At 72.4% G+C, this 25,034-nt stretch carries 19 protein-coding genes; 8 read left to right on the top strand and 11 right to left on the bottom strand.

Features of this window, described 5'->3' with window-relative positions; all coding sequences use genetic code 11:
- Nucleotides 1-4 precede the first annotated feature (4 nt).
- From ABEA93_RS08285 to ABEA93_RS08300, 4 genes are all read left to right on the top strand, one after another.
- Nucleotides 5-1,162 carry an STM4014 family protein gene (locus tag ABEA93_RS08285; RefSeq protein WP_345674684.1) on the top strand — a complete coding sequence of 386 codons (1,158 nt, stop codon included), beginning with the start codon at nucleotides 5-7 and terminating at the stop codon, nucleotides 1,160-1,162.
- A 56-nt stretch (nucleotides 1,163-1,218) separates the two neighbouring features.
- On the top strand, nucleotides 1,219-2,028 hold the full coding sequence (locus ABEA93_RS08290) for an STM4013/SEN3800 family hydrolase (protein ID WP_345674940.1): 810 nt from the start codon (nucleotides 1,219-1,221) through the stop codon (nucleotides 2,026-2,028).
- Nucleotides 2,029-2,138: 110 nt separating this feature from the next.
- Nucleotides 2,139-3,482, top strand: a complete 1,344-nt coding sequence (locus ABEA93_RS08295) for an STM4012 family radical SAM protein (protein ID WP_345674685.1) — start codon at nucleotides 2,139-2,141, stop codon at nucleotides 3,480-3,482.
- Complete coding sequence (locus ABEA93_RS08300; RefSeq protein WP_345674686.1) at nucleotides 3,479-4,417, top strand: STM4011 family radical SAM protein; 939 nt, start codon at nucleotides 3,479-3,481, stop codon at nucleotides 4,415-4,417. Before ABEA93_RS08295 ends, ABEA93_RS08300 begins: the two co-directional genes overlap by 4 nt.
- A gap of 108 nt (nucleotides 4,418-4,525) precedes the next feature.
- Here ABEA93_RS08300 and ABEA93_RS08305 read toward each other — a convergent pair whose 3' ends face one another.
- The 8 genes from ABEA93_RS08305 to ABEA93_RS08340 all read right to left on the bottom strand — a co-directional run bounded on the left by ABEA93_RS08305 (nucleotide 4,526) and on the right by ABEA93_RS08340 (nucleotide 16,118).
- On the bottom strand, nucleotides 4,526-5,752 hold the full coding sequence (locus ABEA93_RS08305; RefSeq protein WP_345674687.1) for a DUF6745 domain-containing protein: 1,227 nt from the start codon (nucleotides 5,750-5,752) through the stop codon (nucleotides 4,526-4,528).
- Between the two features lie 39 nt (nucleotides 5,753-5,791).
- A complete protein-coding gene (locus ABEA93_RS08310) occupies nucleotides 5,792-6,118 on the bottom strand; it encodes a hypothetical protein (RefSeq protein WP_345674688.1) in 327 nt (108 codons plus the stop codon).
- 377 nt (nucleotides 6,119-6,495) lie between these two features.
- Complete coding sequence (locus ABEA93_RS08315; RefSeq protein WP_345674689.1) at nucleotides 6,496-7,803, bottom strand: ABC transporter ATP-binding protein; 1,308 nt, start codon at nucleotides 7,801-7,803, stop codon at nucleotides 6,496-6,498.
- A complete protein-coding gene (locus ABEA93_RS08320; protein WP_345674690.1) occupies nucleotides 7,787-8,842 on the bottom strand; it encodes an ABC transporter ATP-binding protein in 1,056 nt (351 codons plus the stop codon). The genes ABEA93_RS08315 and ABEA93_RS08320 overlap by 17 nt, the downstream gene beginning before the upstream one ends.
- Nucleotides 8,839-10,056, bottom strand: coding sequence for an ABC transporter permease (locus ABEA93_RS08325; RefSeq protein ID WP_345674691.1), 1,218 nt, complete (start codon nucleotides 10,054-10,056; stop codon nucleotides 8,839-8,841). Before ABEA93_RS08325 ends, ABEA93_RS08320 begins: the two co-directional genes overlap by 4 nt.
- Nucleotides 10,056-11,090, bottom strand: coding sequence for an ABC transporter permease (locus ABEA93_RS08330; protein WP_345674692.1), 1,035 nt, complete (start codon nucleotides 11,088-11,090; stop codon nucleotides 10,056-10,058). Before ABEA93_RS08330 ends, ABEA93_RS08325 begins: the two co-directional genes overlap by 1 nt.
- An 89-nt stretch (nucleotides 11,091-11,179) precedes the next feature.
- Nucleotides 11,180-12,754 carry an ABC transporter substrate-binding protein gene (locus ABEA93_RS08335; RefSeq protein WP_345674693.1) on the bottom strand — a complete coding sequence of 525 codons (1,575 nt, stop codon included), beginning with the start codon at nucleotides 12,752-12,754 and terminating at the stop codon, nucleotides 11,180-11,182.
- A 469-nt stretch (nucleotides 12,755-13,223) separates the two neighbouring features.
- A complete protein-coding gene (locus ABEA93_RS08340) occupies nucleotides 13,224-16,118 on the bottom strand; it encodes a putative bifunctional diguanylate cyclase/phosphodiesterase (protein WP_345674694.1) in 2,895 nt (964 codons plus the stop codon).
- A 304-nt stretch (nucleotides 16,119-16,422) separates the two neighbouring features.
- Here ABEA93_RS08340 and ABEA93_RS08345 point away from each other — a divergent pair, with 304 nt between their 5' ends.
- Complete coding sequence (locus ABEA93_RS08345; protein WP_345674695.1) at nucleotides 16,423-17,337, top strand: ADP-ribosylglycohydrolase family protein; 915 nt, start codon at nucleotides 16,423-16,425, stop codon at nucleotides 17,335-17,337.
- A 172-nt stretch (nucleotides 17,338-17,509) separates the two neighbouring features.
- Here ABEA93_RS08345 and lon read toward each other — a convergent pair whose 3' ends face one another.
- On the bottom strand, nucleotides 17,510-19,912 hold the full coding sequence (gene lon / locus ABEA93_RS08350) for an endopeptidase La (RefSeq protein ID WP_345674696.1): 2,403 nt from the start codon (nucleotides 19,910-19,912) through the stop codon (nucleotides 17,510-17,512).
- A gap of 190 nt (nucleotides 19,913-20,102) precedes the next feature.
- Here lon and ABEA93_RS08355 point away from each other — a divergent pair, with 190 nt between their 5' ends.
- From ABEA93_RS08355 to ABEA93_RS08365, 3 genes are read left to right on the top strand one after another with little or no spacing between them, the layout of a single operon-like run.
- On the top strand, nucleotides 20,103-20,561 hold the full coding sequence (locus ABEA93_RS08355) for a DUF4279 domain-containing protein (RefSeq protein ID WP_345674697.1): 459 nt from the start codon (nucleotides 20,103-20,105) through the stop codon (nucleotides 20,559-20,561).
- Nucleotides 20,562-20,891 carry a hypothetical protein gene (locus tag ABEA93_RS08360; RefSeq protein WP_345674698.1) on the top strand — a complete coding sequence of 110 codons (330 nt, stop codon included), beginning with the start codon at nucleotides 20,562-20,564 and terminating at the stop codon, nucleotides 20,889-20,891.
- 54 nt (nucleotides 20,892-20,945) lie between these two features.
- Nucleotides 20,946-21,767, top strand: a complete 822-nt coding sequence (locus ABEA93_RS08365) for a MerR family transcriptional regulator (RefSeq protein ID WP_345674699.1) — start codon at nucleotides 20,946-20,948, stop codon at nucleotides 21,765-21,767.
- Nucleotides 21,768-21,801: 34 nt separating this feature from the next.
- Here the strand turns inward: ABEA93_RS08365 and ABEA93_RS08370 are convergent, their stop codons facing one another.
- Both ABEA93_RS08370 and ABEA93_RS08375 read right to left on the bottom strand, forming a co-directional pair.
- Nucleotides 21,802-22,734: an HdeD family acid-resistance protein gene (locus ABEA93_RS08370; RefSeq protein WP_345674700.1), complete on the bottom strand. Its 933-nt coding sequence runs from the start codon at nucleotides 22,732-22,734 to the stop codon at nucleotides 21,802-21,804.
- A gap of 210 nt (nucleotides 22,735-22,944) precedes the next feature.
- Nucleotides 22,945-24,789 (bottom strand): AMP-binding protein, encoded by a 1,845-nt coding sequence (locus tag ABEA93_RS08375; protein WP_345674701.1) that lies wholly within the window; start codon nucleotides 24,787-24,789, stop codon nucleotides 22,945-22,947.
- Between the last annotated feature and the right edge of the window lie 245 nt (nucleotides 24,790-25,034).

Raw genomic sequence — 25,034 nt, forward strand, 5'->3', positions numbered from 1 at the left:
CAGCGTGCCGGAACGTCTTCTCGTCACCGTGGTCGGCAATCCCGGCCACCGCCGGATCACCGGCTTCGCGGCCGCCGCCGCGGCCGCGGGCCTGCCCGCGCCGCGGCTGGTCGCGTGGCGCGACGTCCTCTCCGGTGCGCCGCTCGCCTTCCCGCCCGGGCCGGTGCGGATCGACTCGCCGGGCGAGGACCCCGCCGTGCACGCGCTGCTCGGCGGCACGCACGCCGACCCGCACCGGGTCGAGGGCGGCAGTACCCGGCATGCGGCGTTCGTCGCCGCGCTGGGCCGGATCGAGGCCGTGGCGGCGGCCTCGCCCGGGGCCTGGTTGGCGAACGATCCCGCGGACATCGCGGTGATGTTCGACAAACGCCGGGCGCACCCGCTGCTGGAATCGCACGACGTTCCCGTGCCGCGGGCGCTGTCCGGGCCCGCGGCCCCGGTGCGGTCGTACGCCGAACTGCGGCAGCGCATGGCCGACGCGCGGGCCCCGCGGGTGTTCGTCAAGCCGCCGCACGGTTCGTCCGCGTCCGGGGTGGTCGCGTTGGAGACGCACGGGACGCGGGTGCAGGCCACCACGTCCGTGGAACTGACGCGCGGCGCGGACGGTGTCGCGCTGTTCAACTCGCTGCGGATCCGCAAGTACCGGGACGAAACCGAGGTCGCGGCGCTCGTCGACGCGCTCGGCGCGGATGCCGGTCCGGGCGGCCTGCACGTCGAGGCGTGGCTGCCGAAACTGACCCTCGACGGGCACGCCACCGACCTGCGCGTGCTCGTCGTCGCGGGCCGCGCGACGCATGTGGTGGCCCGGTCGAGCCGGTCGCCGATGACGAACCTGCACCTGGGCAACGCGCGCGGCGACGTGCCCGCGGTGCGGGCCGCCGTCGGGGAGGACGCGTGGGCGCGGGCAATGGCGACGTGTGTCCGCGCGGCCGGGTGTTTTCCCCGTACGCTGCACGTCGGTGTCGACCTGCTCTTCGCGGTGGATCGGCGCCGCCACGCGGTGGGAGAGGTCAACGCGTTCGGGGACCTGCTGCCGGGCGTGCTGCACCGGGGCCGGGACACGTGGGGGGAACAGGTCCACGCCCTGGTGGGAGGTTGGCGGCCGTACGGATCCACGGGTCCGGCGGCACGAGATGAGGATCGAGTTCCGTGCCCGACATGACGACACCGCTCCCGCCCGAATTCGGCGACCGCGGAGACGACCCCGCGACTCCGGACATGAATGCCGTCGTCGGCCGGCACGACCTGCTGCTGGTGACCTTGGACACGCTCCGGTACGACGTCGCCGCGGAGCTGGCCGCCGCGGGACGCCTGCCGAACCTCGCCCGGGTGCTGCCCGAGGGCCGCTGGGAGCGGCGGCACACCCCGGGCAGCTTCACCTTCGCCGCGCACACCGCGTTCCTGGCCGGCTTCCTGCCCACGCCGGTCGGCCAGGGCCCGCACCCGCGGCTGTTCGCCGCCCGGTTCGGCGGCAGCGAGTCGACGGCGCCGCGGACCTGGGTGTTCGACGAGGCCGACCTGCCGACGGCGCTGGCCAAGGCCGGCTACCACACGGCCTGCATCGGCGGCGTCGGGTTCTTCAACAAGCAGGGCGCGCTCGGGTCGGTGCTGCCCGGGATGTTCGCGGAGAGCCACTGGGATCCGGAACTCGGCGTCACCTCGCCGATCTCCTTCGAAGCACAGGTCGCGCGGGCGGAACGCGTGGTCGGCGCGCTGGACACCGACCAGAAGCTGTTCCTGCTGGTCAACGTCTCCGCCCTGCACCAGCCCAACTGGTTCCACCTGCAAGGCGCCAACGCCGCCGACGGCGACACCCGCGAGACCCACGCCGCGGCCCTGGAGTACGTCGACCGGCACATCGGGCGGCTGTTCCGCGCCATGAGCAGCCGCCGCCCGTGCTTCACCGTCGTCACGTCCGACCACGGCACCGCCTACGGCGAAGACGGCTACACCGGCCACCGCATCGGCCACGAGGTCGTATGGAACGTGCCCTACGCACATTTCACCCTCAACCCGGGCGAGTGGTGACCGCGGGACGCATCCGCCGCCGGACCCTGCCGCGGCGGGGTGTCGGGCCCGCCGCCTAGGCTCGCGGGGTTCGCCGCACAGCTCGCCGCACGTCCCGGAGGTAGCCGTTCATGGGCCCGACCGCCGCCGAAGCCCCGTCCCTGGCGCTTGGGTCGCCGTACGCCGGCTACGTGTACTCGTATCCGCACAAGACCGCCTACCGGCCGCTCGACCCGGCGCCCGCGCTGCGCGACGTGTGGGCGGGACAAGACCTGTCGGCCCTGTTCCTCTACCTGCACATACCGTTCTGCGAGATGCGCTGCGGGTTCTGCAACCTGTTCACCCGGACCGGGGCGCCCGCCGAGCTGGTGACGCGGTACCTGGACGCCCTGGAACGCCAGGCGTCCGCGGTCCGCGAGGCCATCCCGGACGCCCGGTTCGCGGTCGGCGCGATCGGCGGCGGAACGCCGACCTACCTGGACGCCCCCGAGCTGACCCGGATGTTCCGGATCGCCGCCGACGTCATGGGCGCCGACTTCGGCCGGATGCCGCTGTCCGTGGAGACCTCCCCGGCGACCGCGACACCCGACCGGCTCGCGGTGCTGGCCGCGCACGGGACGACGCGGGTCAGCATCGGCGTCCAGTCCTTCGACGACACCGAGGCCCGGGCCGCGGGCCGGCCGCAGAAACGCGCCGAGGTCGAGACGGCGCTCGCCGCGATCCGCGACGCGGCCGTCCCGACCCTCAACATCGACCTGATCTACGGGATCGACGGCCAAACGCACACCAGTTGGCGTGCGTCGATCGACGCGGCCCTGGCCTGGCGCCCGGAAGAGATCTACCTGTACCCGCTGTACGTCCGCCCGCTCACCGGCCTGGGCCGCCGCGCCGTCACCCGGGCCGATTGGGACGCCGACCGCCTCGCGCTGTACCGCACCGGCCGCGACCACCTGCGCGCCGCGGGGTACGAGCAGGTCTCCATGCGCATGTTCCGGCGCGCCGGAGCGCCGGCCGACGCCGACACCGGCTACCGCTGCCAGCGCGACGGCATGGTCGGACTGGGCTGCGGGGCCCGCTCCTACACCGGCGACCTGCACTACTCGTTCGACTACGCGGTGGGCATCAGCGAAGTCCGCGGCATCATCGACGAGTACGTGGCCCTCGACCGGGCCGCTTTCACCCGGGCACGCGTCGGCTACCGCCTCGACGCCGCCGAGCGGCGCCGCCGCCACCTGCTGACGTCGCTGCTCCAAGCCGACGGCCTGGACACCGCCGAGTACCGCGGCCTCTTCGGCTCCGACCCGGCCGCGGACTTCGCCGCCGAACTGGAACCCCTCGCGGACCGCGGCTGGTTGGCGCTCGAAGGCGACCGGATCGCGCTCACCGACGAAGGCCTCGGCTGGTCCGACGCGATCGGCCCGGCGCTCTTCTCCCTGTCGACAGCGGCGCTCATGGACGGATACCGGGCGCGATGACCGTACCGCTCGCCCTGCCGCGGGAAACGGCACGGCCGCTGACGATCCTCTACCGCGGGCCGCTGGCGTCGTGCGACTACGACTGCGGCTACTGCCCCTTCGCCAAGCGCCGCGACTCCCGGGAGCAACTCCGGTCGGACCGGGCCGCGTTGGAGCGTTTCGCGGGCTGGGTCGAAGGCGCTCCGGAGCGGGTGTCGGTGCTGTTCACGCCGTGGGGTGAAGGCCTGGTCCGGTCGTGGTACCGGCGGGTGCTCGCCGAGCTGAGCCACCTGCCGAACGTCGAGCGCATCGCCATCCAGACCAACCTGAGCGCCCGGCCGTCGTGGACCGAGGCCGCGGACTTGCGGCGGCTGGCCCTGTGGGGGACGTTCCACCCGGACCAGGTGCCCTACGAGCGTTTCCTGGCCCGCTGCCGGGAACTCCGCGACCGCGGCGTCCGGTTCGCCGCCGGAGTCGTCGGCCTACCCGAACACCTGGACGCGGCAAGGCGGTTGCGCGACGACCTGCCCGCGGACGTCTACCTGTGGGTGAACGCCGCGGAAGGGCGCACCTACAGCGACGCCGAAGCCGCCGCGTGGACGGACATCGACCCGCACTTCGCGTTCAGCCGGCGCCCCCACGCATCCCTCGGCGCGGCCTGCCGCACCGGGGACTCGGTGGTCAGCGTCGACGGCGACGGCACCGTCCGGCGCTGCCACTTCGTCCCGGACGTCCTCGGCAACCTGTACGACGGCTCGTTCCGCGCCGCCCTCGGCCGCCGCCCGTGCCCGCGGCCGCTGTGCGACTGCCACATCGGCTACGTCCACATGGACGCGCTCCCGCTCTACGACGTCTTCGCGGGCGGCATCCTGGAACGCATCCCGGCGGCGTTCGGCACCGGGCCGGCCCTCGGTCCGCAGGCGCGGACACCCGCCGCGGGGCCGCAAATCGCTTGATCGCCGGACCGGTCGCCTTGCTACCGTGCCGCGCGTGATCGCCGAATTCCGTGCCGGGCAGCAGGAAGTGCGGGCACGCCAGGCGTACCCGCACTGATCCGGAGCGGCTCAGGTCTCCCGCGCCGGGTGGTATTCCTGCTCGGTGAGGCCGAACGTCCAGGCGACACCGGCCCGCGCGGTGCGGGTGGTGGGCGGGACGCGAAGCCAGTAGGTGCGCACCGAACCGTCGGGCTCCGGGGTGGAGTTGAGGACCTCCACCATGACCACCGGTTCGTCGCCGGGGAGGTCGATGCGCCAGAGGACGCCGGTTTCGTCACGGTGGAGGGGGCGCGCGCCGACTTCGGTGAGGTAGCGGTCGTAGCCGTAGATCTCCAGCATGACGCGGCGGAGTTCGGCGTTGTCCTCGTTGCGGATGCGCTGGGCGCTCAGGGCGCTGCCGGCCGGACCGAGGGCGGTGACGAAGTCGGCGGGGACCGGCATGCCCCGCCACGCGTGCAGCGCGAAGCCGTCGGGGAAGGCGAGGGCGGCACCCTCGCCGTTGTGCAGGCGGGCGGACTCGTCGCGGTGGAGTTCGGTGGGGCGTTCCGCGACCAGGACGACGTTCTCGTACGGCCACCACCAGCCGGCCGCGCGGGCCACCTCGGCGACCGCGTCCAGCGCGGGCGCGGACGGCGATTCGTCGAGTTGCGGGAAGCAGCGGCGGAGGCCGTCGAAGGCGGCGAGCCAGGCGGCGTCGTGCTGGCCGCCGAGGGCGTCGAGCGTTGCCGCGCGGGCTTCGCGGGCCACCGGTGCGGTCGGGGTGACGGTGCCGCGGCGGGCGGCCGGACCCCGGTCGGTGGAGGTGCCCGTGGCGGAGAGGACGGCTTCTTCGATGCCGTCGCGGATGCGGGCCGACAGGCTGGTCGTGGGGTCCCACAGGCGTTCGGCGATCTCGCCCCAGGCCTGCGCCCAGGTGGCTTGGCCGAGGATGGTGACGGTGTCCGTGCGGGCGCGCTCCCAGGTCGCGGCGCGGATCTTGTCGCGGACGCTCGCTCCGGCGCGGGAACCGGCGGGGGCGCGCACCGGGAGGCGCAGGGCGGTGAGTTCCTGCGGCTTGAAGGCGCCCGCGACGACGGTGGCGGCCACCGCGGCGGCGAGCGGGGACGCGTACCAGAGGATCTTGTCGGGCTCGTGGAGTCCGGCGGCGCGGTAGGCGGCGCGGATGCCGCGTTCGGCGGCGTCCCGATCGGCGGGGCGGGCCGCCGCGGCGACGTCGGCCCACGCGTCCGCGGTCTCGGCGAGGGCGGCCCGGTGCGCGAGCGTGAGCGTGGGGAAGACGGTCGGGGCGGCGGTCACGGCATGCTCCTGGGGAAGGGTGGGGGTGGCGGCAGCGGGTCAGTCGGCGACGATGCGGACCGCGCCGGGGACGTACTCGCGCTGGCGGACGACCTTGTACCAGCCCTTGGGCAGCGAGATGGCCGCGTGCTCCTCGTGCACGAGGCGGGTCGGGGCGTCGAGCTTGAGGTGGCCGATGGTGGTCGGCTCCGGGTCGAGGAACAGGGTGCCGGCGCCCACCACCGCGTGGGCGTGACCGGTGACTTCGCCGAGCGCGAGGACGATCCGGCCGCGGCCGTCGCGCGGCTTGGCGGGCAGGCCGGTCACCCCGGCGGGCACCGCGGTGTCGTCGACCGGAAGCAGCAGGATGTCGCCCTGGCGGTACATGGATCCCCCTCGCGGGTCCGGGAATCGGGGAATCCCCCCGACACCTCGAACGCTACGGGGCGCGACCGACAGAGAGACGGCGTCAGCCGATCGGTCCCAGGTTGATCGCCCGGTCGAGTTGCGGTCCGGAGCCGGAGGCGCGGGCGGGCCGCGGCGAGGCGATGGTCAGGTGGCCCGCCCAATGGCGGTCGACGGGGCGGGATCGGATGGTAGGACGATCAACTCAAGCTCCGTGCGGCTGCGGCACCGTACCCGGCGATCCCCGCGCAAACCGGCCAGTGGGGATCCGTCGAACGGCCTGTGCCCGCCGGACGATCGTGTCCGGCGGGCACAGGCCCGGCGGCCGCCAACCCGCAACCCCTGCGGCTGCCCGGCTCCTACGCCACCAAGTGGCAGGCCACCGAGACCGTGTCGGCCGTCCCGCCGACCAGCCGGAGCCGCGGGTCCGAGCCCTCGGCGAAGTCGACGCAGGCGCGTTCGCCGCGTGCTTCGACGGCGGTGACACCGCGCCAGAACGCATCGTCGCGGGTCTTCTCCCGGACGCGGCCGAGGAGTTCGACGATGTCGGCGGCGGTGTGGCCCTTGCCGGGGGTGAGCGACACCGTGCGCAGGCCTGCCGTCGCCAGCTCGGCGGGCCGGGCGAACAGCGCCGACTCGGTCAGCCGTGCGTCCTCCCCCGCGGCCAGCCAGTGCCGGTCCAGGAGCGCGGCCAGGTCGCGGGCTTCCCAGCCGCAGCCGGCCACCGCGACCGGGCAGCGCGGGTGGAACGCGCAGCCGAGCGGCGGCTGGGCGGCGTCCGGGATCTCGCCGCGGGGCAGGTTGCGCGGGACGCCGACCTTCTCGGGGTCGGGGATCGCACCGAGCAGGGCCTTCGTGTACGGGTGCCGCGGGTTCGCGAAGATCTCCGCGGTCGGGCCGATCTCGACCACGCGCCCGAGGTACATGATCGCGATGCGGTCGCAGAAGAACTTCGCGCTGGCCAGGTCGTGCGTCACGTAGACGTACGTCAGGTCCAGGTCGCGCTTCAGGTCCAGGAACAGCTGGAGGATCTTGGCGCGGACGCTCATGTCGAGCATCGAGATCGGTTCGTCCGCGACCAGGAGTTCCGGGCCGGCGATGATGGCGCGGGCCATCACGGCGCGCTGCTTCTGGCCGCCGGACAGGTCCGAGGGGAACTTGTCGAGGAACAGTTCGGCGGGGCTGAGGCCGACCCGTTCCAGGGTTTCCGCGACCTTGACGCGGCGTTCCGCGGCGTCCGGGACCAGGCCGTGGACCTGGAGCGGGTGGCCGACCGCGGTGGCGATGTCCATCGCCGGATTGAGCGACGCGTGCGGGTCCTGGAAGACCATCTGGAGGTTGCGGCGCAGCGGCCGCAGTTCGCCTTCCCGGAGGCCGGCGATCTCCTTGCCGCGGTAGCGGATGCTGCCGCCGGTGGCCTTGTTGAGGCCGAGCAGGGTGCGGCCGAGGGTGGTCTTGCCGGATCCGGATTCACCGACCAGGCCCAGGACTTCGCCCTTGCGGAGGCGGAAGGACACCCCGTCGACGGCTTTGACGGCGCCGGCGTGGCGGTTGAACAGTCCGCCGCGGAGCGGGAAGTGGACCTGGAGGTCGGCGACCTCGATCAGCGTTTCGGAGGCGTCGGCCGCGGGGGCGGAGGACGCGGCGGTGTCAGGCTTCGTCGGCAACGCCGATCTCCTCCGCCTCGAGCGGAAGGCGGCCTTCCGCGGTGGTCATGTCGGGCACCGGCAGCCAGCAGGTGGTGCGGCTGCCGGTCGGCAGCAGGACTTCGGGCGGCTGCTCGTCGGCGCACACCCGCATCGCCTTGGGGCAGCGGGGGTGGAACCGGCATCCGGCGGGCGGGTCGGCGAGGTCCGGGGGCGCGCCGGGGATGAAGTGGAGGCCGGTGGTGCCGAGGGAGATCGTCGACCGCAGCAGTTCCTGCGTGTAGGGGTGCTGCGGGTTGGCGAAGACCTCGCGGGCGTCGCCTTGTTCGACGATGTGTCCGGCGTACATCACGGCGACGCGGTCGCAGGCCTCGGCGACGATGCCGAGGTTGTGGGTGATGAGGACGAGCGCGGTGTCGAAGTTGCGGCGCAGGTCGGCGAGGATCTGGATGATCTGCGCTTCGACGAGGACGTCCAGGGCGGTGGTCGGTTCGTCGGCGACCACGAACGCGGGGCGCAGCACGAGCGCGAGGGCGATCATGATGCGCTGCCGCATGCCGCCGGAGAACTCGTGCGGGTACGAGTCGTAGCGGCTCGCCGGGATGCCCATGCCGCGCAGTGCGTCGAGGGCGCGGGTGCGGATCTGGGCTTTGCCCAGCCCGCGGTTGTGGGTGCGCAGGGCCTCTTCGAAGTGGTCGGAGACCTTCATCAGCGGGTTGAGCCGGGTCATCGGCTCTTGGAAGATCAGGCCGAGTTCCGGGCCGCGGAGGGCTTGGAGGTCCTTGGCGGGCATGCCGACGAGGTTGCGTCCGGCGAAACGGACTTCGCCGTCGACGGCGGCGCCGGGCGGCAGGAGGCCGAGGACGCCGCGGCCGAGGGTGGATTTACCGCAGCCGGATTCGCCGACGAGGCCGAGGGTTTCGCCGGGGCGGACGTCGAACGTGACGCCGTCGACGGCGGCGACCGGGCCGCGCTTGGAGCCGTACCAGACGCGCAGGTCGCGGGCCGACAGGACGGGAGTTGCGGCCTCGCGGGCCGGGGTGGTGTCGGTGTCGGTCACTTGCCCTCCTCCTGCGGCTCGGTGGGGGTGGTGTCGGGGGCGGTGGTGTCGGGGGCGGCTGTTTCAGAGGCGGTGTCGCCGGAGGCGGTTTCCGCCGGGGGCGGGTCGGCCTGGGCCGGGACGGTCGCCTTGGTGGCCGCGCCGGCCGTGGTGGCCGTGCCCGTCGCGGTGGCCGTCAGGGTGACGGTCTTGCGAGGGTTGGTGATCGGCGGGATGACCGCCTTCGCGATCTTGCGGCGGCGCATCGACGGGTTGAGCGCCTCGTTGAGGCCCTCTCCCAGCAGCGTGAAGCCGAGGATGGCCAGGACGATCGCGACGCACGGGAAGGTCGCGGTCCACCACATGCCCGCGTTGATGTCGTCGAGGGACCGGCTGACGTCGTAGCCCCATTCGGCGGCTTCGGTCGGCTGGATGCCGAAGCCGAGGAAGCCGAGGCCGGCGAGGGTGCCGAGGGCGTCGGCGGCGTTGACGGTGGTGATGACCGGCACCGACTGGACCACGTTGGAGAACACGTAGCGCCGCATGATGGTGGTGGGCTTGGCGCCCATCGCGCGGGCGGCTTCGACGTAGACCGCTTCTCGGGCGGAAAGGGTCGAGGCGCGGACGACGCGGAAGTACTGCGGGATGTAGACGACCGTGATGGCCAGTGCCGTGGTCAGGACGCCGCCGCCGGGCAGGCCCTGGAACATGAACGCGGCGACGATCGCGAGGAGCAGGTACGGGAACGCGAACAGCGTGTCCATGATCAGCACGAGGACGCGGTCGAGCCATCCGCCGACGAAGCCGGACACGAGGCCGAGCAGGACGCCGACGATCAGCGAGAACACGACGGACAGCAGGATGACTTCGAGTGCGGTGCGGGCACCCCACACGACGCGGGAGAGCACGTCGAGGCTCTGCACGGTGGTGCCGAACCAGTTCGTGCCGCTCGGGGCGCCCTGTTTGGGGAAGCGCTCGCCGCTGCCGGACTTGTAGGTGTCGAAGTCGTAGGGCGCGATCCACGGCGCGAACACCGCGGCGATCACGAAGATCCCGCTCAGGACCAGGCCGGTCCAGAGCATGTACTTGGCGACGCCTTCGGTTTCCCGGATCTGCGCGCGGATCTTGTGGAGGCCGCCGAAGCGGTGTCCCTTGGTCTTGGCGGCCGCCTCGGCGGCGGTCGCGGCCGGCTCGGGGGCCGGGTTCGGCGTCGGGTTGATCTCTGTGGTCGCCATCAGTACCGCACCCTCGGGTCGATCAGCGCGTTGACGAAGTCGATCAGGATGCTGATGCCGACCACGACCACGGCGATGAAGGTGACGATGCCTTGCACCGCGATGTAGTCGCGCGCGTTCAGGTAGTTGATCAACTGGTTGCCGAGTCCGGGCCAGCTGAACGTCTTCTCGGTGAGCACCGAGCCGCCCAGCAGGATCGCGAACTGCATGCCGATCACGGTGGTGACCGCGACCAGCGCGTTGCGGAACGCGTGCCGGTTGACCACCGATTTCTCGGCGATGCCGCGGGCCCGGGCGGCTTCCACGTAGTCGCCGCGGAGGGTCTGGATGAGGTTGACCCGGACCACGCGGATGAAGACGCCGGCGATGATCAGTCCGAGCGTGCCCGCGGGCAGGATCAGGTGCAGGAAGATGTCGTTGACCGCGTCCCAGTCCCCGGCGAGCATCGCGTCGACGATGAGGATGTGGGTCTTGGTCGGGGTGTTGAGCTGAACCAGAGGGGATGCCTGGAGGCTCGAATCGTCCAGCCAGTGCAGCTTTTTGACGACGACGAGCTGGGCGAGCGCGCCGAGGACGAACGCCGGGGCCGCGTACATCACGATGCCGAATAGTCGGGTCGCGACGTCGAACGGGGTGTCTCTCCACCGGCCGGCGAGTCTGCCCAGCGGGATGCCGACCCCCAGCGCGACCACCATCGCGGCGAGCGTGAGGGTCAGAGTCGCGCCGCCGTTCTCCACGATGATGTCCATGACCGGGCGGTGGTCGGAGATCGTGGTGCCGAAGTCGCCGCGGATGACGTCCCCGAGGTAGTCGCCGTACTGCGACAGCAGCGGCCGGTCGAACCCGGCGGCGTGGCGCTTGGCTTCGATCTGCTCGGCGGTCATCTTCGCGCCGCCCGCGGAGGCGGTGACCGGGTCGCCCGGGGCGACGCGCATCATGAAGAACACCAGCGTGAGCAGGATCAGCACCATCGGGACGGCCAAGGCGAGCCGGATGGCGAAGTACCGGCCCAGGCTCCCTGATTTCTGGCTCATAGTCAGATTCCTTCGTGGACACGGCACCGGGCACGGGCGGCGGTTCCGCCCGTGCCCAGTGCTGTTGGTGTCCTACGCGATTGCCGGGGCTACTTCTTGCCGATGACCCAGAAGCTGATCAGGACGGAGACGTCGAGGGTCTTGTCGACGCCCTCGATGCCCGGACGCGTCACCGCGACCTGCTTGCCCTGCCACAGCGGGAGGAACGGCACGTCCTCCGCGGCGATCTTCTGGAGCTCGGTGAACGCCTGGTTGCGGACCGTCGGGTCGGCGCTGTTGTGCTCCTTGGCGATCAGGTCGGTGGCCGCCTGGTTGTTGTAGTTGACGTGGAAGGTGCCGTCGGGGAGCAGGAACGGCGCGACGTAGTTGTCCGAGTCCGGGAAGTCCGGCTGCCAGCCGGCGCCGAAGATCGCGTACTCGCCGGCCGCGTAGGCCTTCTTGTAGGCCTCCCACTCGGTGGTTTCGAGCTTGACCTTGAACAGGCCGGACTCGTCGAGCTGGCGCTTGATCTCGGTGTACTCGTCGGCGGTGGTGGCACCGTAGTGGCCCGGGTTGTACCAGAGCGTCAGGTCGACGGGGGTCTTCACACCGGCCGCGTCGAGGATGGCTTTGGCCTTCTCCTTGCTCGGCGCGCCGTACTTCTCCTTGAACGCGTCGGCGTGCCCGGCGAATCCGTTGGCGACCAGCGTGTAGAGCGGGTCGACGGTGCCGTTGTAGGCCTGCTTGATCATCGCCTCGCGGTCGACGGTCTGCGCGATGGCCTGGCGGACGGCTTTGTTGTCGGCCGGCGCGTTCTTCACGTTGAAGGCCATGAAGCGGATGGTCGAGCCGATGCCGTCGATGACCTTGATGCCCTGGGCGGACTTGCCGCGCAGGTCCTGGATGTCGGTCGGCGAGAGGCCGGTGACGGCGACGTCGACGGTGCCGTTCTCGATCGCCTGCTTCAGGGCGGACGACTGCGGGAAGTACTGGATGACGAACTTGCCGTTCGCCGACTTGATGTCGCCCTTGTACTTGTCGTTCAGCTCGAAGCCCGCCTGCTGGTCGGCGGTGAACTTGGTGAGCTTGTACGGGCCGGAGCCGAGCACGAAGCCGCTGTCCGCGAGCTTGTCCGCGGGGTACTTCGCGGCCGGGACGATGGCGCCGACCTCGCTCGCGACGATGGACGCGAAGGTCACGTCGGCGGCCTTGAGGTGGAAGACCACCTTGAGGTCGTCGGGCGCCTCCACGGTGTCCATCGCGGCCAGCAGGCCCGCGGGGCCGTTCGGGTCGTTGATCTTGACCATGCGGTCGAACGAGAACTTGACGTCCTTGGCCGTCAGCGGAGTCCCGTCGGAGAACGTCTGCCCCGGCTTGAGGGTGCAGGTGTACGTCTTCGGGTCGGGGAACTCGCACTTCTCGGCGGCGTCGGGCACCGCGGTCGTGCTGCCTTCCGGATAGCGGTAGAGCTTCTGGAAGGTGTTGCGGATGATCGTCCACGACGGGAGGTCGTACGCGGCTGCCGGGTCGAGCGACCCCGGCTTGTCGGTGGTGCCCAGGATGACGGTGGAACCGCCGCCGCCGGCGGTGTTCTTGTCCTTGTCGTCGCTGCCGCAGGCCGCCAGCGTGGTGGCGGCGAGTATGCCGACCGTAGCCGCCGCTATCGCGCGCTTCGTACGTGCCATGGATGAAATCCCTCTACCCAGGCGCCGAATGGTGGACACCCGGCGCTGCCTGGGCCGGAACACTAGCCGTCGGGTGTTCCCGAAAGAGGCTGATGATTGGTCTCAACCAAATCACAGACTGGACACGGCGCTCGGCTTTGCGCGTAGATCACCGGGCGATTTCCGAGAGTTCCCAGGCTCTTACATCCTTATACCTTGGATTTGAAGGCCAGGAGTGAAGTATGGCTTGGCGCCGAAAGTTCCCGAGGAATCAACAAAGTTACCGGGATCACATATCAACAAACCGGTCATCTCCGGCCATCAGCGCACTAAATATCCGGTTGTTTTCGTCCGGAATTCGAGATGAATACCGGCCACCGAACACGGTGGACCGGAGAGCGGATCATGGCGAGGCGCCGGACAGCGAATCTGACAGGTCGTCAGATCGACGGGCGGGGCACGGCCGCGACCGCGGCGGCCGCCGGGGCGGTCAGCGCCCGGCGGCGTCCAGCAGCGTCGCGATGCGCTCCGGCGGACCGGGCCGGGAGAAATACCAGCCCTGGCCGGCATCGCAGCCGATCGTGCGCAGGCGCTCCGCCTGCGCCGCGGTCTCGATGCCCTCGGCGGTCACCGTCAGCCCGAGCGCGTGCGCGAGGTCGACCAGCGACGCGACGATCCGCGCGTCCACCGGGTCCGCGGCGCCGGGCGCGCGCAGACCCTCGACGAACGACCCGGCGATCTTCAGCTCGCACACCGGCAGCCGGCGCAGATAGGCCAGGTTGGAGTAGCCGGTGCCGAAGTCGTCGATGGCGATGCGGACACCCATCGACGCCAGTTCGCGCAGGCGTTCGAGGGGGCCGCCGTCGGTGGCCATGATCTGCGACTCGGTCAGCTCGAACTGCAGCCGCTCCGGCTCCAGCCCGGTCTCCGCCAGCACGCGTTCCACCTGGCGGACCAACCCCGGCTCGTGGCACTGGCGTTCGGCGAGGTTGACGCTGATGAACGGGCCCCGCTCGGGCTCGGCGAGGCCGAGGCGGCTCGGCCGTCCGGCGCCGTGCCAGCGGCGGGCGGCGCGGCAGGCGCGTTCCAACACGTACATCCCCAGGGGGACGATCAGCCCGGTCTCCTCGGCCAGCCCGATGAACCGGTCGGGCCCGATCAGGCCCTGCCGCGGATGCCGCCAGCGGACCAGCGCCTCGACACCGCACATGGTGTTGTCCGCGAGGGCCACCAGCGGCTGGTAGTCCACGTAGAACTCGCCGTGGTGCAGGGCGGCGGGCATCTCCGCGGACAGCGTGTAGCGGGCGACCTCGCGGTCGTTGCGTTCGCTGTCGAACACCGTCCAGCGGCCGCGGCCTTCCGACTTCGCCCAGTACAGGGTGATGTCCGCGGCCCGCATGGTGTCCGCGGGACCGGTCCCGGCGACGGGGCGCTCGACGATGCCGATCGACGCGCCGACCGTCAGATCGTGGCCGCGGATCCGGAACGGCTCGCGCAGCGTGGCCAGGATCCCCTCGGCCAATGCGACGACCTGCCCGGTGCCGGCGGAGTTCCGGACCAGCACCACGAACTCGTCGCCGCCCATGCGCGCGATGAGGTGCCCGGCGCGCGACACGTAGGTGTCGAGCCGGCGCGCGACCTCGATGAGGAGTTGGTCGCCCACGTCGTGGCCGAGGCTGTCGTTGACGACCTTGAACCCGTCCAGGTCGAGGTAGCAGAGGCCGACCCGGTCGTGCGCGCCCGGCTCGGCGAACACCGCGTCGAGCCGGTCGAAGAACAGGGCCCGGTTCGGCATGCCGGTCAGCGGGTCGTGCTGGGCCTGGTGCCGGAGGCGGGTGTACAGGCGGTGCCGGTCGGTGACGTCCTCGACCATCGCGACCTGGTACTCGGGGCGTCCGGCGGCATCGCGGATCAGCGAGATGGTGAGGTGCGTCCAGACCGGTTCGCCGTCGGCGCGCAGGTAGCGCTTCTCGGCGGCGAAGTGGTCGCGGTCGCCGCGCAGCAGCTCGGCGTACCACTGGGCGACGTGCGGGGGGTCCTCGGTGAGCATGACCGCACCGAGATACCCGGTGAGGTCTTCTCGGCGCAGCCCGAACATCTGCGCGAGCGCCGGGTTCACGTCCAGGACCGTGCCGTGCACGTCGGCGATGGCGATGCCCAGCCCGGACTGCTCGAACACCGCCCGGAACCGGGCCTCGCTGGCGTACAGCGCCTGCTCGGCGAGGGCGCGGGCGTCGTCGCGGGCACCCAGCACGGCGGCGTGCGCGGCCTGCTCCTCGGCGAGCGTGCGGGTGCGGAGGGCGTCGGCGTACCCGGCCGCGAGCGCGCCGTGCACTTCGGCGACCCGGCGGGCGTGCGCCTCGCGGTCGGGGTCCTGCGTGCCGATCCGCGGCAGCCACGAGCCGATGAGTGAGAACGTGTGCTCGAGCATGCCGCCGCCGGGCGCGGGCGTGGCGACGAGGGCTTCGCCCACCGCGCGGGCTTCGTGCGGGTCGCCCGGGTCGGCACTCAGCGCGTGCACCAGACGCTGCGTCAGGTCCTGCAGCCGCCCGAGGAGTTCCCCGCGCTCGTCGGCCGACGCGTCGGGATCGAGCCGCTGCGCCCACTGCCGGGCGAACTCGTGGTGGGCGGGGCCGTCGGCGGAAGTGGGGGGCTGGGCGGCGGGGGTGGGTGATGTGGCTGCGGCGGTCGGGGCCGACGACGCGGTCGCCGCAGCGGAAGGCGCGGGAGCCGGGGCGGCGGGCGCGGGGGCGGCAGCGGAGGGCGGGGCGGAGGCGGAGGCCGCCGGAGCCGAGGCGGAGGGCGCGGACGCAGAGACCGCGGGGGCCGGGGCGAAGGGTGCGGGGGGCGCCGCTGAGGGCGCGGGAGACAAGGCAGTGTCTGCGGGAGCCGATACGGAGGGCGCGAGTGCGGGGCCGGCGGGGGAAGCCCCGGAGCCAGGGGCGGACCGCGGCGCGGCGGCGGAACCGGAGGCGAACTCGGCCTGGTCGCCGAGGTCCGACGCGCCGACCGGCGTTCCCGAGCGCCGTGCCGACTGGACCGCCGCCTCCTCAGGCGCTCCCCCGGCCGCGCCCGCCGCGTCCGACGCGTCGGCCTCGTCCGCCACCGGTGCGGTCAGGGTCAGGTCCGCACGGGTGAGTTCGGTGCGGGCGACGTCGCAGCGGGCGCATTCGAGGTCGGACTCGGCGAGGCCCGGCAGCGGGCGGCCGGTCTCGGTCAGGGCCGCGTCGGACAAGCCGGTTCCGGTCAGCGCGCTCTCGGTCAGGCCGGGCACGACCGGCAGGTCCGGCAAATCCGGCAGGTCCGCGGTGGCGGGGCCGGCCGGGCGGCTCGCCGCCGCGCCCGCACTACCCGGGCCCGGCGCGGCGTCGTCGCGGGGTCTCATGCCCCGCTCCCCCGGCGGTCGTTGCTGTGCATGGCGCTGCCCCTACCTGTCGGTCGCTGCACGTCTCCCGCCTTCCGACGTCCGGCGAAATCGGCCGGTCCGCGGCGGCTGACGGCACGGCCGCCGCCGGGCGGTCCCTCCGGGTAATACGGTGTGCCCCACACGCGCGATCAGCCGTGTGATCACTGTCGACGGTATCCGCCGGGACCACGAAACGTCTCAGACTCGGCGTTGCCGCGTGGAGCATCACTCCTGCGAGGGACACCGCGACAGATTCGTTCGGGGGATTTGGGGGTCTTGCCGCATGTTGGTCGAACTGGCGATCGGGGACGCGTACGGCGCGGGGTTCGAGTACGCCGCACCGGAGTTGGTCCGCCGCGGGAACACGCTGTCGGGCTATGTCCGGCATCCGCGGCACCACGACCTCGCTCCGGGGCACTACACCGACGACACGCAGATGAGCCTTGCGGTCGTCGAATGGCTGCTCGACGACGACCCGTTGCACCGAACACCCGAGGCCGCGACGGCGGCCCTGGCCGACCGGTTCGTGGCGGCGTACCGGCGCGACCCGCGGGCGGGTTACGCGGGGGGCTTCCGTTCGGTGCTCGACCGGGTGAAGACGGGCGCACAACTGCGCGCGGCGCTGCGCCCGGCGAGCGACAAGAGCGGCGCGGCGATGCGCGCGGGCGTGCTGGGTCTGCTGCCGGACGCGGCCGACGTCCGCCGTTTGGCAGAGCTGCAGGCGCGGATCACCCACGACACGCCGGGCGGGGTGGCCGCGGCGGTGGGGGCGGCGTTCGCGGTGCACTACTGCCGGCACGGCCTCGGCCCGGCCGCCGACCTGCCGCGGTGGCTGGCCGCGCAGGTGCCGGCGCCCGCCGAGTACGGGGCGTGGGATCGCGCGTACCGCGGCAAGGTCGGCTCGCCGGGGATGTCGAGCGCCCGAGCGGCGGTGACGGCCCTCGCCGCGAACCGCGGCACGGCGGCGCTGCTGCGCGCATGCGTGGCGTTCACGGGGGACGTGGACACCGTCGCGACGATCGCCCTGGCCGCGGCTTCGGTGACGCCGGAGTACGCGGCGGATCTGCCCGGGGTGTTGGTCACCGGGTTGGAGAACGGCGCGTACGGGCGCGAGTATTTGGCGGCGTTGGACGCGCGGCTGGCGGAGCGCTGGGGCTTGCTCGGACACCGCGGGGAGAGCGCGGACCGACAGACGTGACGTTTCCGTCGGCCGAGCGTGGTCGGGTGGCCCACCGCGGCGACCGAGTCGGCCACCCAGCCTGACCCCGTCCCGGACAAGGCACCGCCGGGGCGAGCAGGTCGGCTGCTCGCCCCGGCGGGGTCGGGTGGCCCGGCGGACGCCGCCGCCGGGCCTGCGGGAGTCCGGGCCGTCAGGCCGCGGCCGCGTGCTCCCGCGTCCGGGCCGGCTCCAGCGCCAGCGCGAGGACCTCGCGGACGTCGGAGACCGCGTGCACGGTCAGCTGCTCGCGGACCGTCTCCGGCACGTCGTCCAGGTCCGGCTCGTTCCGCTTGGGGATCAGCACGGTGGTGATCCCCGCCTGGTGCGCGGCGAGCAGCTTCTGCTTCACGCCGCCGATCGGCAGGACGCGCCCGGTGAGCGACACCTCGCCGGTCATCGCCACGTCGGACCGCACGGGGCGGCCGGTCAGCAGCGACACCAGCGCCGTCGTCATCGTGACGCCCGCGCTCGGCCCGTCCTTCGGGACCGCGCCGGCCGGCACGTGGATGTGCACGCCGCGGTCCTTCAGGTCGCCGACGGGGAGTTCCAGCTCCACCCCGCGGGACCGCAGGTAGGAGAGCGCGATCTGCGCGGACTCCTTCATGACGTCGCCCAGCTGCCCGGTCAGCGTCACCCCGCTCGCGCCGGTCTCCGGGTCGGCCAGCGACGCCTCGATGTAGAGCACGTCGCCGCCCGCGCCGGTGACCGCGAGGCCGGTGGCCACGCCGGGCAGCGCGGTGCGCTGCTCGTCCTTGGCCAACTGCGCCTCGGGGGTGTGGCGCGGCCGGCCGAGGTAGCCGACCAGTTCGGCCGCGCCGACCGTCAGCGGCAGTTCGACGTCGTCCAGGGCCTGCTTCGCGGCGATCTTGCGGAGCACCCGGGCGATCGCGCGCTCCAGCGTGCGGACGCCCGCTTCGCGGGTGTACTCGCCCGCGAGCCGGTGCAGCGCCTCGTCCGTGAACGCCACCTCGGCCGCTTCCAGTCCCGCCTTGTCGAGCTGACGCGGGATCAGGTGGTCGCGGGCGATGGTGACCTTCTCGTCCTCGGTGTAGCCGTCCAGCCGCACCAGCTCCATCCGGTCGAGCAGCGGCTCGGGGATGGCCTCCAGCACGTTGGCGGTGGCAAGGAACACCACGTCGGACAGGTCGAGTTCGACTTCGAGGTAGTGGTCGCGGAACGTGTGGTTCTGCGCCGGGTCCAGCACCTCGAGCAGCGCCGCCGTCGGGTCGCCGCGGTAGTCGGAGCCCACCTTGTCGATCTCGTCGAGCAGGACGACGGGGTTCATGCTCCCCGCCTCCTTGATCGCCCGCACGATGCGGCCCGGCAGCGAGCCGACGTAGGTGCGCCGGTGCCCGCGGATCTCCGCCTCGTCGCGGACGCCGCCGAGCGCGACGCGGACGAACTCGCGCCCCATCGCCCGCGCGACGGACTCGCCGAGCGAGGTCTTGCCGACGCCGGGAGGCCCGACGAGCGCCAGGACCGCGCCGCTGCGCCGCCCGCCGACGACGCCGAGACCGCGCTCCTCGCGGCGCTTGCGCACCGCCAGGTACTCGACGATGCGTTCCTTCACGTCGTCGAGTCCGGCGTGGTCGGCGTCCAGGACGCCGCGGGCGCCGGCGATGTCGTACGCGTCCTCGGTCCGCTCGTTCCACGGCATTTCCAGGACGGTGTCCAGCCAGGTCCGGATCCAGCCGCTCTCCGGCGACGCCTCGGACGCGTGTTCGAGCTTGTCGACCTCCTTCAGCGCGGCCTGCAGCACCTTCTCCGGCAGGTCCGCGGCCTCGACCCGGGCCCGGTAGTCCTCTTCCTCACTGCCCGGCGTGCCGTTGAGTTCGCCCAGCTCCTTGCGGATCGCGGCGAGCTGCTGCTTGAGCAGGAACTCGCGCTGGGTCTTTTCCATGCCTTCCTGGACGTCCTTGCGGATGGTCTCCGCGACGTCCAGCTCGGCGAGGTGGTCGCGGGTCCAGCCGACGACCTTTTCCAGCCGCTCGGTGAGGTCGGTGGTCTGCAACAGGTCGATCTTCTGCTGCTGGCTCAGGTACGGGGCGTAGCCGGCGTTGTCGGACAGCTCGCTCGGGTCTTCGATCTGCTGGACGAAGTCGACGACCTGCCAGGCGCCGCGCTTGCCGAGGATGGTGGTGACCAGCGCGCGGTACTCGCGGGCCAGCTCCTGGTCCTGCTCGGTCGGCTCGGCCTCGTCGACGGGCGTGGCTTCCACCCAGAGCGCCGCGCCGGGTCCGGTCGTGCCGGTGCCGATGCGGACGCGGTCGGTGCCGCGGACCACGACGGCGGATTCGCCGCTGGGCAGGCGGCCGATCTGCTCGATGACGCCGAGGGTGCCGACGGCCGGGTAGTGCCCGTCGTCGCGTGGCACGAGCAGCACGCGCGCCTGGCCCTTGCCGGCCCGGATCCCGGGCAGCGCCCGGGCGGCGTCGACCGCGGCGCGGGTCTCGGGCTCGTTCAGCTCCAGCGGCACGGCCATACCCGGGAGCACCACGATGTCGTCGAGGGGCAGCACCGGAAGGGTCAGGATGCCGGAGGTGGTGTCGCTCATTGCGGGCTCCCAGGGTCGGAGTCGGTTCGTTCGTTGCACTTGCGCTGACTCGACTCAAGAAAAAAGAGCCCGCAAACATTCCCGCCCTTCCCGCGACCCCTGATCGCCCACAGCGAACACACCCCACAGACCCCTCACCTGGCACACACGTTCGAACCAACCTCACCCGTTGCCGGATACGGTCACCCGCATGCAGGTTGAGCAGTACGTCTACTTCGCGCTCAAAAGCCACCGCACCCCGGCCGCCGACATGACCGCCTTCCTCGGGATCGAGCCCGACGAGGTCGTGGTTCGCGGCAGCAAGCGGGCCTCGCCCGCCAGGCCGGTGGTCCACGCCTGGCAGGTCGCCTGCCGCGAGCCCGGCCGCCGTGTCGACGAACAGGCCGCCTGCGTCCTGGCCCGCCTCGTCCCCCACACCGCGCGCATCGCGGACCTCGCGCGCCGACTGGACGCGGAAGCCGAGGACGGCATGGGCTCGGCGGTGCTGGAAGTCGTGCGCTGCCTTCGCCCCGCCGGGGACACGCCCCCCGTCGCCAACCTGCTCGGCTGGTGTCTCGACCGCGGCGCGCTCGCCTTCCTCACCGCCACCGGCGCATCCCTCGACGTCGACGAGTACGACATGACCCCGGCCCCGGACGAGGAGCTGTAAGTGGCCATCGCCAAGACCGGCTCGCGCCGGATTGTCGTCGACTCCGTCGCCTACCGTTGGCGGCTGCGAGGGCGACCGAGCTACTGCCAGGCACTCGGTTGGAGTCCCTGCACCTACGCCGTCGCTCTCGACGACGACCCCGGCGCCGTGCTCGTCGTCCGCACCGCAGGGCCGCATCCGGGCAATTGGGTCGGTCGCCGCCGTTCGCCGGTGCTGCCCTCCGACGTCGCGCGGGCCGTCCGGCGGGCGTTGCAGCGCGGGTGGGAGCCGGGGGTGGCCGGTGCGCAGTTCCGGCTCGATCTGTCGCAGGGGTTCGTTGCGTCGCCGTGAGCCCTGTCGTCGGCTTGACTCTCACACCGTGTCAGGCCCTGTCCTGAAGGCGTCATGTTCGGAATCGGAGACTTCGCCCGGCGCGGCCAGGTGTCGGTGCGCATGCTGCGGCATTACGACGCGATCGGGTTGCTGCCGCCGGCGTCCGTCGACCCGGTCAGCGGCTACCGCTCCTACGCGGCGGCGCAGCTTGCGCGCCTCAACCGGCTTGTCGCCCTCAAGGACCTCGGCTTCACCCTGCAGCAGGTCGGGGCGATCCTCGACGAGCGGGTGAGCGCCGAGGAACTGCGCGGCATGCTGCGGTTGCGGCGGGCCGAGCAGGCCGCGTCGGTGGCGGCGGAGGCCGCGCGGTTGGCGCAGGTCGAGGCGAGGCTCCGGGCGATCGAAAGCGAGGGTTGCATGTCTGCTGCGGACGTCGTGGTGAAGCCTGTTCCGGCGGTGCGGGTGGCCGAGCTGCGGGCGGTGGCGGAGGGCCACGAGCCGGCGTTCATCGGGCCGGTGGTCGGTCCGCTGTTCGCGGAGCTGGGTGAGCGGCTGTCCGCCGCCGGGGTCACGCCGGTGGGGCCGGGGATCGCGTACTACGAGCCGACCGGCGACCGCGGCGCGGTCACCGTGCACGCGGCGATGCCGGTCGCGGCGGACGTCACGGCCAAACGGGCCTTCGAAGTCGTCGTGCTGCCCGCGATCGAGGCGGCGACCCTGGTGCACCAAGGGTCGATGGACGACGTCATGCCGAGCGTGCAGGCGCTCGGCGTGTGGCTGGAGGAGCACGGCTACCGGTCGACCGGCCTGCCGCGCGAGGTGTACCTGGATGTTCCGGACGACGTCGCCGGGTGGGTGACGGAGCTTCAGGAACCGGTCGTCCGCGGCACCTGACCGCGTGACGGCGCCGGCGGACGGCACCGGCGTCCTACCGCCGGTGCCGTCCGCCGGTCTCGTCGTCCGGGCCCGCGCCGAAGGACTTGCGGAGGGTGTCGGGGCCCTTGTCCGCGGTCCATTCGGCGGTCGACGGGTCGCCGCCGTCGGTTTCGCCGGGGCCGTCGCGCCAGGCCGCGCCGCCCGCGAGTTCCTCGGATTCCTCTTCGATCTCGGCATCCGGCGGCCGCTCGGCCGGCGCGCCCCCCTGAGCACTCCCCTGAGCACCCGCCGAAGCACCCGCCGGAGCACCTTCCTGAACGCCCGCCCCGGCGCCCGCCGCGGCAGCACCGGCCCCGACGCCCGTGATCGCCGTCCCGTGCGCCATCCGGGCGTCCTCGGTCCGCACCATGTCCACGATCCGCCGCCCGGTGATCCCCAGGCTCACCATGCTGAGCCCGTCGAACAGCAGGGCCAGCGAGATGAACGTGCCGATCACATAGCGGCTGTTGCTCGGCCACTCGGCCAGCACCAGCAGGCCCAGCACGATGTCGATCACGCCGACCACGACGGTCCACGTCATGCGCGCCGACATCGACGCGATGCCGCCGACCACGCGGAACAGTCCCGCGGTGAGCAGCAGCAGCGCGACGAACAGGGTGAGCGCGGACGCCGCCACGTCGGGCCGCCGCAGCAGGACGATGCCCGCGGCGATGTTCACCGCGGCCACCGCGAGCGTGAGCCAGAAGGCGCCGGGTTCCCGCCGCGATTGGATGGCCTGGATGAGGCCGACGATGCCGCCGACGAGGAGAAGCCACGCGAACAGCACCATCGTGGTGAGCGTCGCGAAGGCCGTGTAGAGCAGGCCGACGACGCCGGCGGCGAGCAGGATCAGGCCGAGGAGCACCAGCACGCCGAACCCGAAGCCGGACTGCTTGGGTGCTCCTGCCCGGCGGTGCCGCGCGCCGCTGCCGGTGGTGCTGCTCATGGCGGTCGCTCCTCGGGTCGATCTCGGCGGGTCGTGCGTGCGACTCCGTGTACCCGCTCACCCGAGGCCTACCCCGATCCGCGTCCGATCCGACCGCCATGATCGGCCATACCGCCCGCACCGGTGACGGACGTTCGCCCGGGCCGGTGACGGCCCGGGCGGAAACGTCGGACACCGTTCCCGGACGGGTGATCCGCCGGTCGGCGTTCCTTACCGCCCGCCCCCCGGCGGCAGTGCCGGCGGCATCCCGCCGCCGAACCCCGTCCGCCCCGACGGCAGTGCCACCCGCGGGATCGGGGTCGGGATCCGGTGCTGTTCCACGATCGGTCCCGACGGGTCCGCGACGCCGAGGAAGTGGCGGCGCAGGCGGTGTTTCTCGACGCGGTGGTTCGGGGTGCGCGGCATGTGGACGACGACGCGGATGTGGGCGGGCCGCATGTAGGGCGGCAGCGATTGCGCGCACCAGGCCCGCAGGGCCGCCGGGTCGACGAGTTTGCCGGGGTCGGGTTCGACGTAGAGGACGACGTCGTCGTCGGGGCGGCCGTCCATCGGTACGCCGAAGACCGCGCACACGGCGATGTCCGGGTGCTGGTTGACGAGGTCTTCGATGTGGTACGCGGAGATGTTCTCGCCGCGCATGCGGATGCGGTCCTGGACCCGGTCGACGAAGTGGATGAGTCCGTCGTCGGCCTGGATCACCGCGTCGCCGGTGTGCAGCCACAGGTTGCGGAGGGCTTCGGCGGTGCTGAGCGGGTCGCCGGCGTACTCCTGGACGACGAGGCCGGACAGGTGCGGGCGGACCGCGAGCTGGCCGACGGTGCCGGGCGGCAGGCGCCGGTCGTATTCGTCGAGGACGGCGACCTCGAGGAACGGCAGCGGCGCACCGAGGACGCCCTTGCGCGGCATCGCCTGTCCGGGCACCACGGGGATCCGGTAGTGCGAGCAGAGCCGGGCGACTTGTTCGTGGGTGAGGCCGCGGTGGAGGGCACTGGGGGTGCCGGCGCCTTCGGGGCGTTCTCGGACGACGACGGCGAGCGGCATGCCGGATTCGACTTGGCCGTAGGCGGCGACGACGAAGTCGATGCCGAAGCGGCGGGCGAAGTCGGCGTGGGTGGCGGGCAGCGGGTGGAGCCACACCTTGGAGAGCGGGTTGACGGCGTCGTCGGCGCGTTCGGGGGTGCTGGTGAGCCACGGGACGGCCGCGTCGGTGAGGACCGCGGTGCTGGCGCCGGTGGCGGCGATGCGGTGCCAGAACTCGCCGGGGTGGAAGCGGTCCCACAGGGTGACGGTGGAGCCGCTCCAGGCCGCGCGGGCGACGCCCGCGAAGGCGCCGAGGGGGCTGTGCATCGGCAGGTCGCTGTAGACGACGTCGTCGGCGGTGGTGAGGCGGCGCAGCAGGAAGGTGTACTGGGCGATCCACCGGTGGCACAGCACGGCGGCTTTGGGGCGGCCGGTGTTGCCGGGGGTGTGCACGATGGCGGCGACGTCGTCGGCCATGGCGCCGAGTTGCGGGGGGAGGGCGCGGGCGAGGAAGCGCGCGTAGGGGATTTCCGGGAAGCCGTGCGGCGGGGTGACGCCGACGGAGTCGTGGACGGTGACGCGCGGCGCGTAGGGCAGGTGCCTGCGGACGAGTTCGAGGGCGGGCAGTCCGGCGCGTTCGGTGACGACGAGTTGCGGGTTGAGGGTGGTGAGCTGGGCGACGAGGAGTTCGCCGGCGAGGTCGGGGTCGACGGGGCAGAAGACCGCGCCGGCTTTCCAGATGCCGAACATCCACAGTGCGGCGGCGTAGGGGCTGCGGCAGTGGACGGCGATGCGGTCGCCGCGGCGGATGCCGGCGGCTTCGAGGTTGCCGGCGATGGTGTCGGTGGCGCGGCGGGCTTCGGCGTAGCTGAGGTCGAGCCCGTGTTCCCCGTAGTGGATGAAGACCCGCAACGGGGTTCGGACCGACCACGCGTCGAGCGCTTCGGTGACCGGTTCGCCGTCGACGGCGAGTTCGGCGGCGAGCGTGTCGAGGAAGGCCGGTCCGCCGGTGGCGCTCGTGCTGGGAGTCGTCACTGGTGTCCTCACGGCGCGGTGCCGGGTCCGGGCCGCGCGGATTCGTTGTGCCGGTGCGTGGGGGTTTGTCCTGCGGTAGCTGGGCCGTGCCAGGGCAGGGAGCGTACCGCGTAGTACGGACGCGCGGGGTCGGGGGCCGGGTTGCATCCGGGAACCCTTCCCCTCGTTGATCCGTGTACCTAGCATCAGCCTGCGTAGTGCTGTTGACAGCGAGTCAGTACCGGGTGTGACCGGATATCGGTCAC

It is taken from the genome of Yinghuangia aomiensis, assembly GCF_039542225.1.
GTDB lineage: Bacteria > Actinomycetota > Actinomycetes > Streptomycetales > Streptomycetaceae > Yinghuangia > Yinghuangia aomiensis.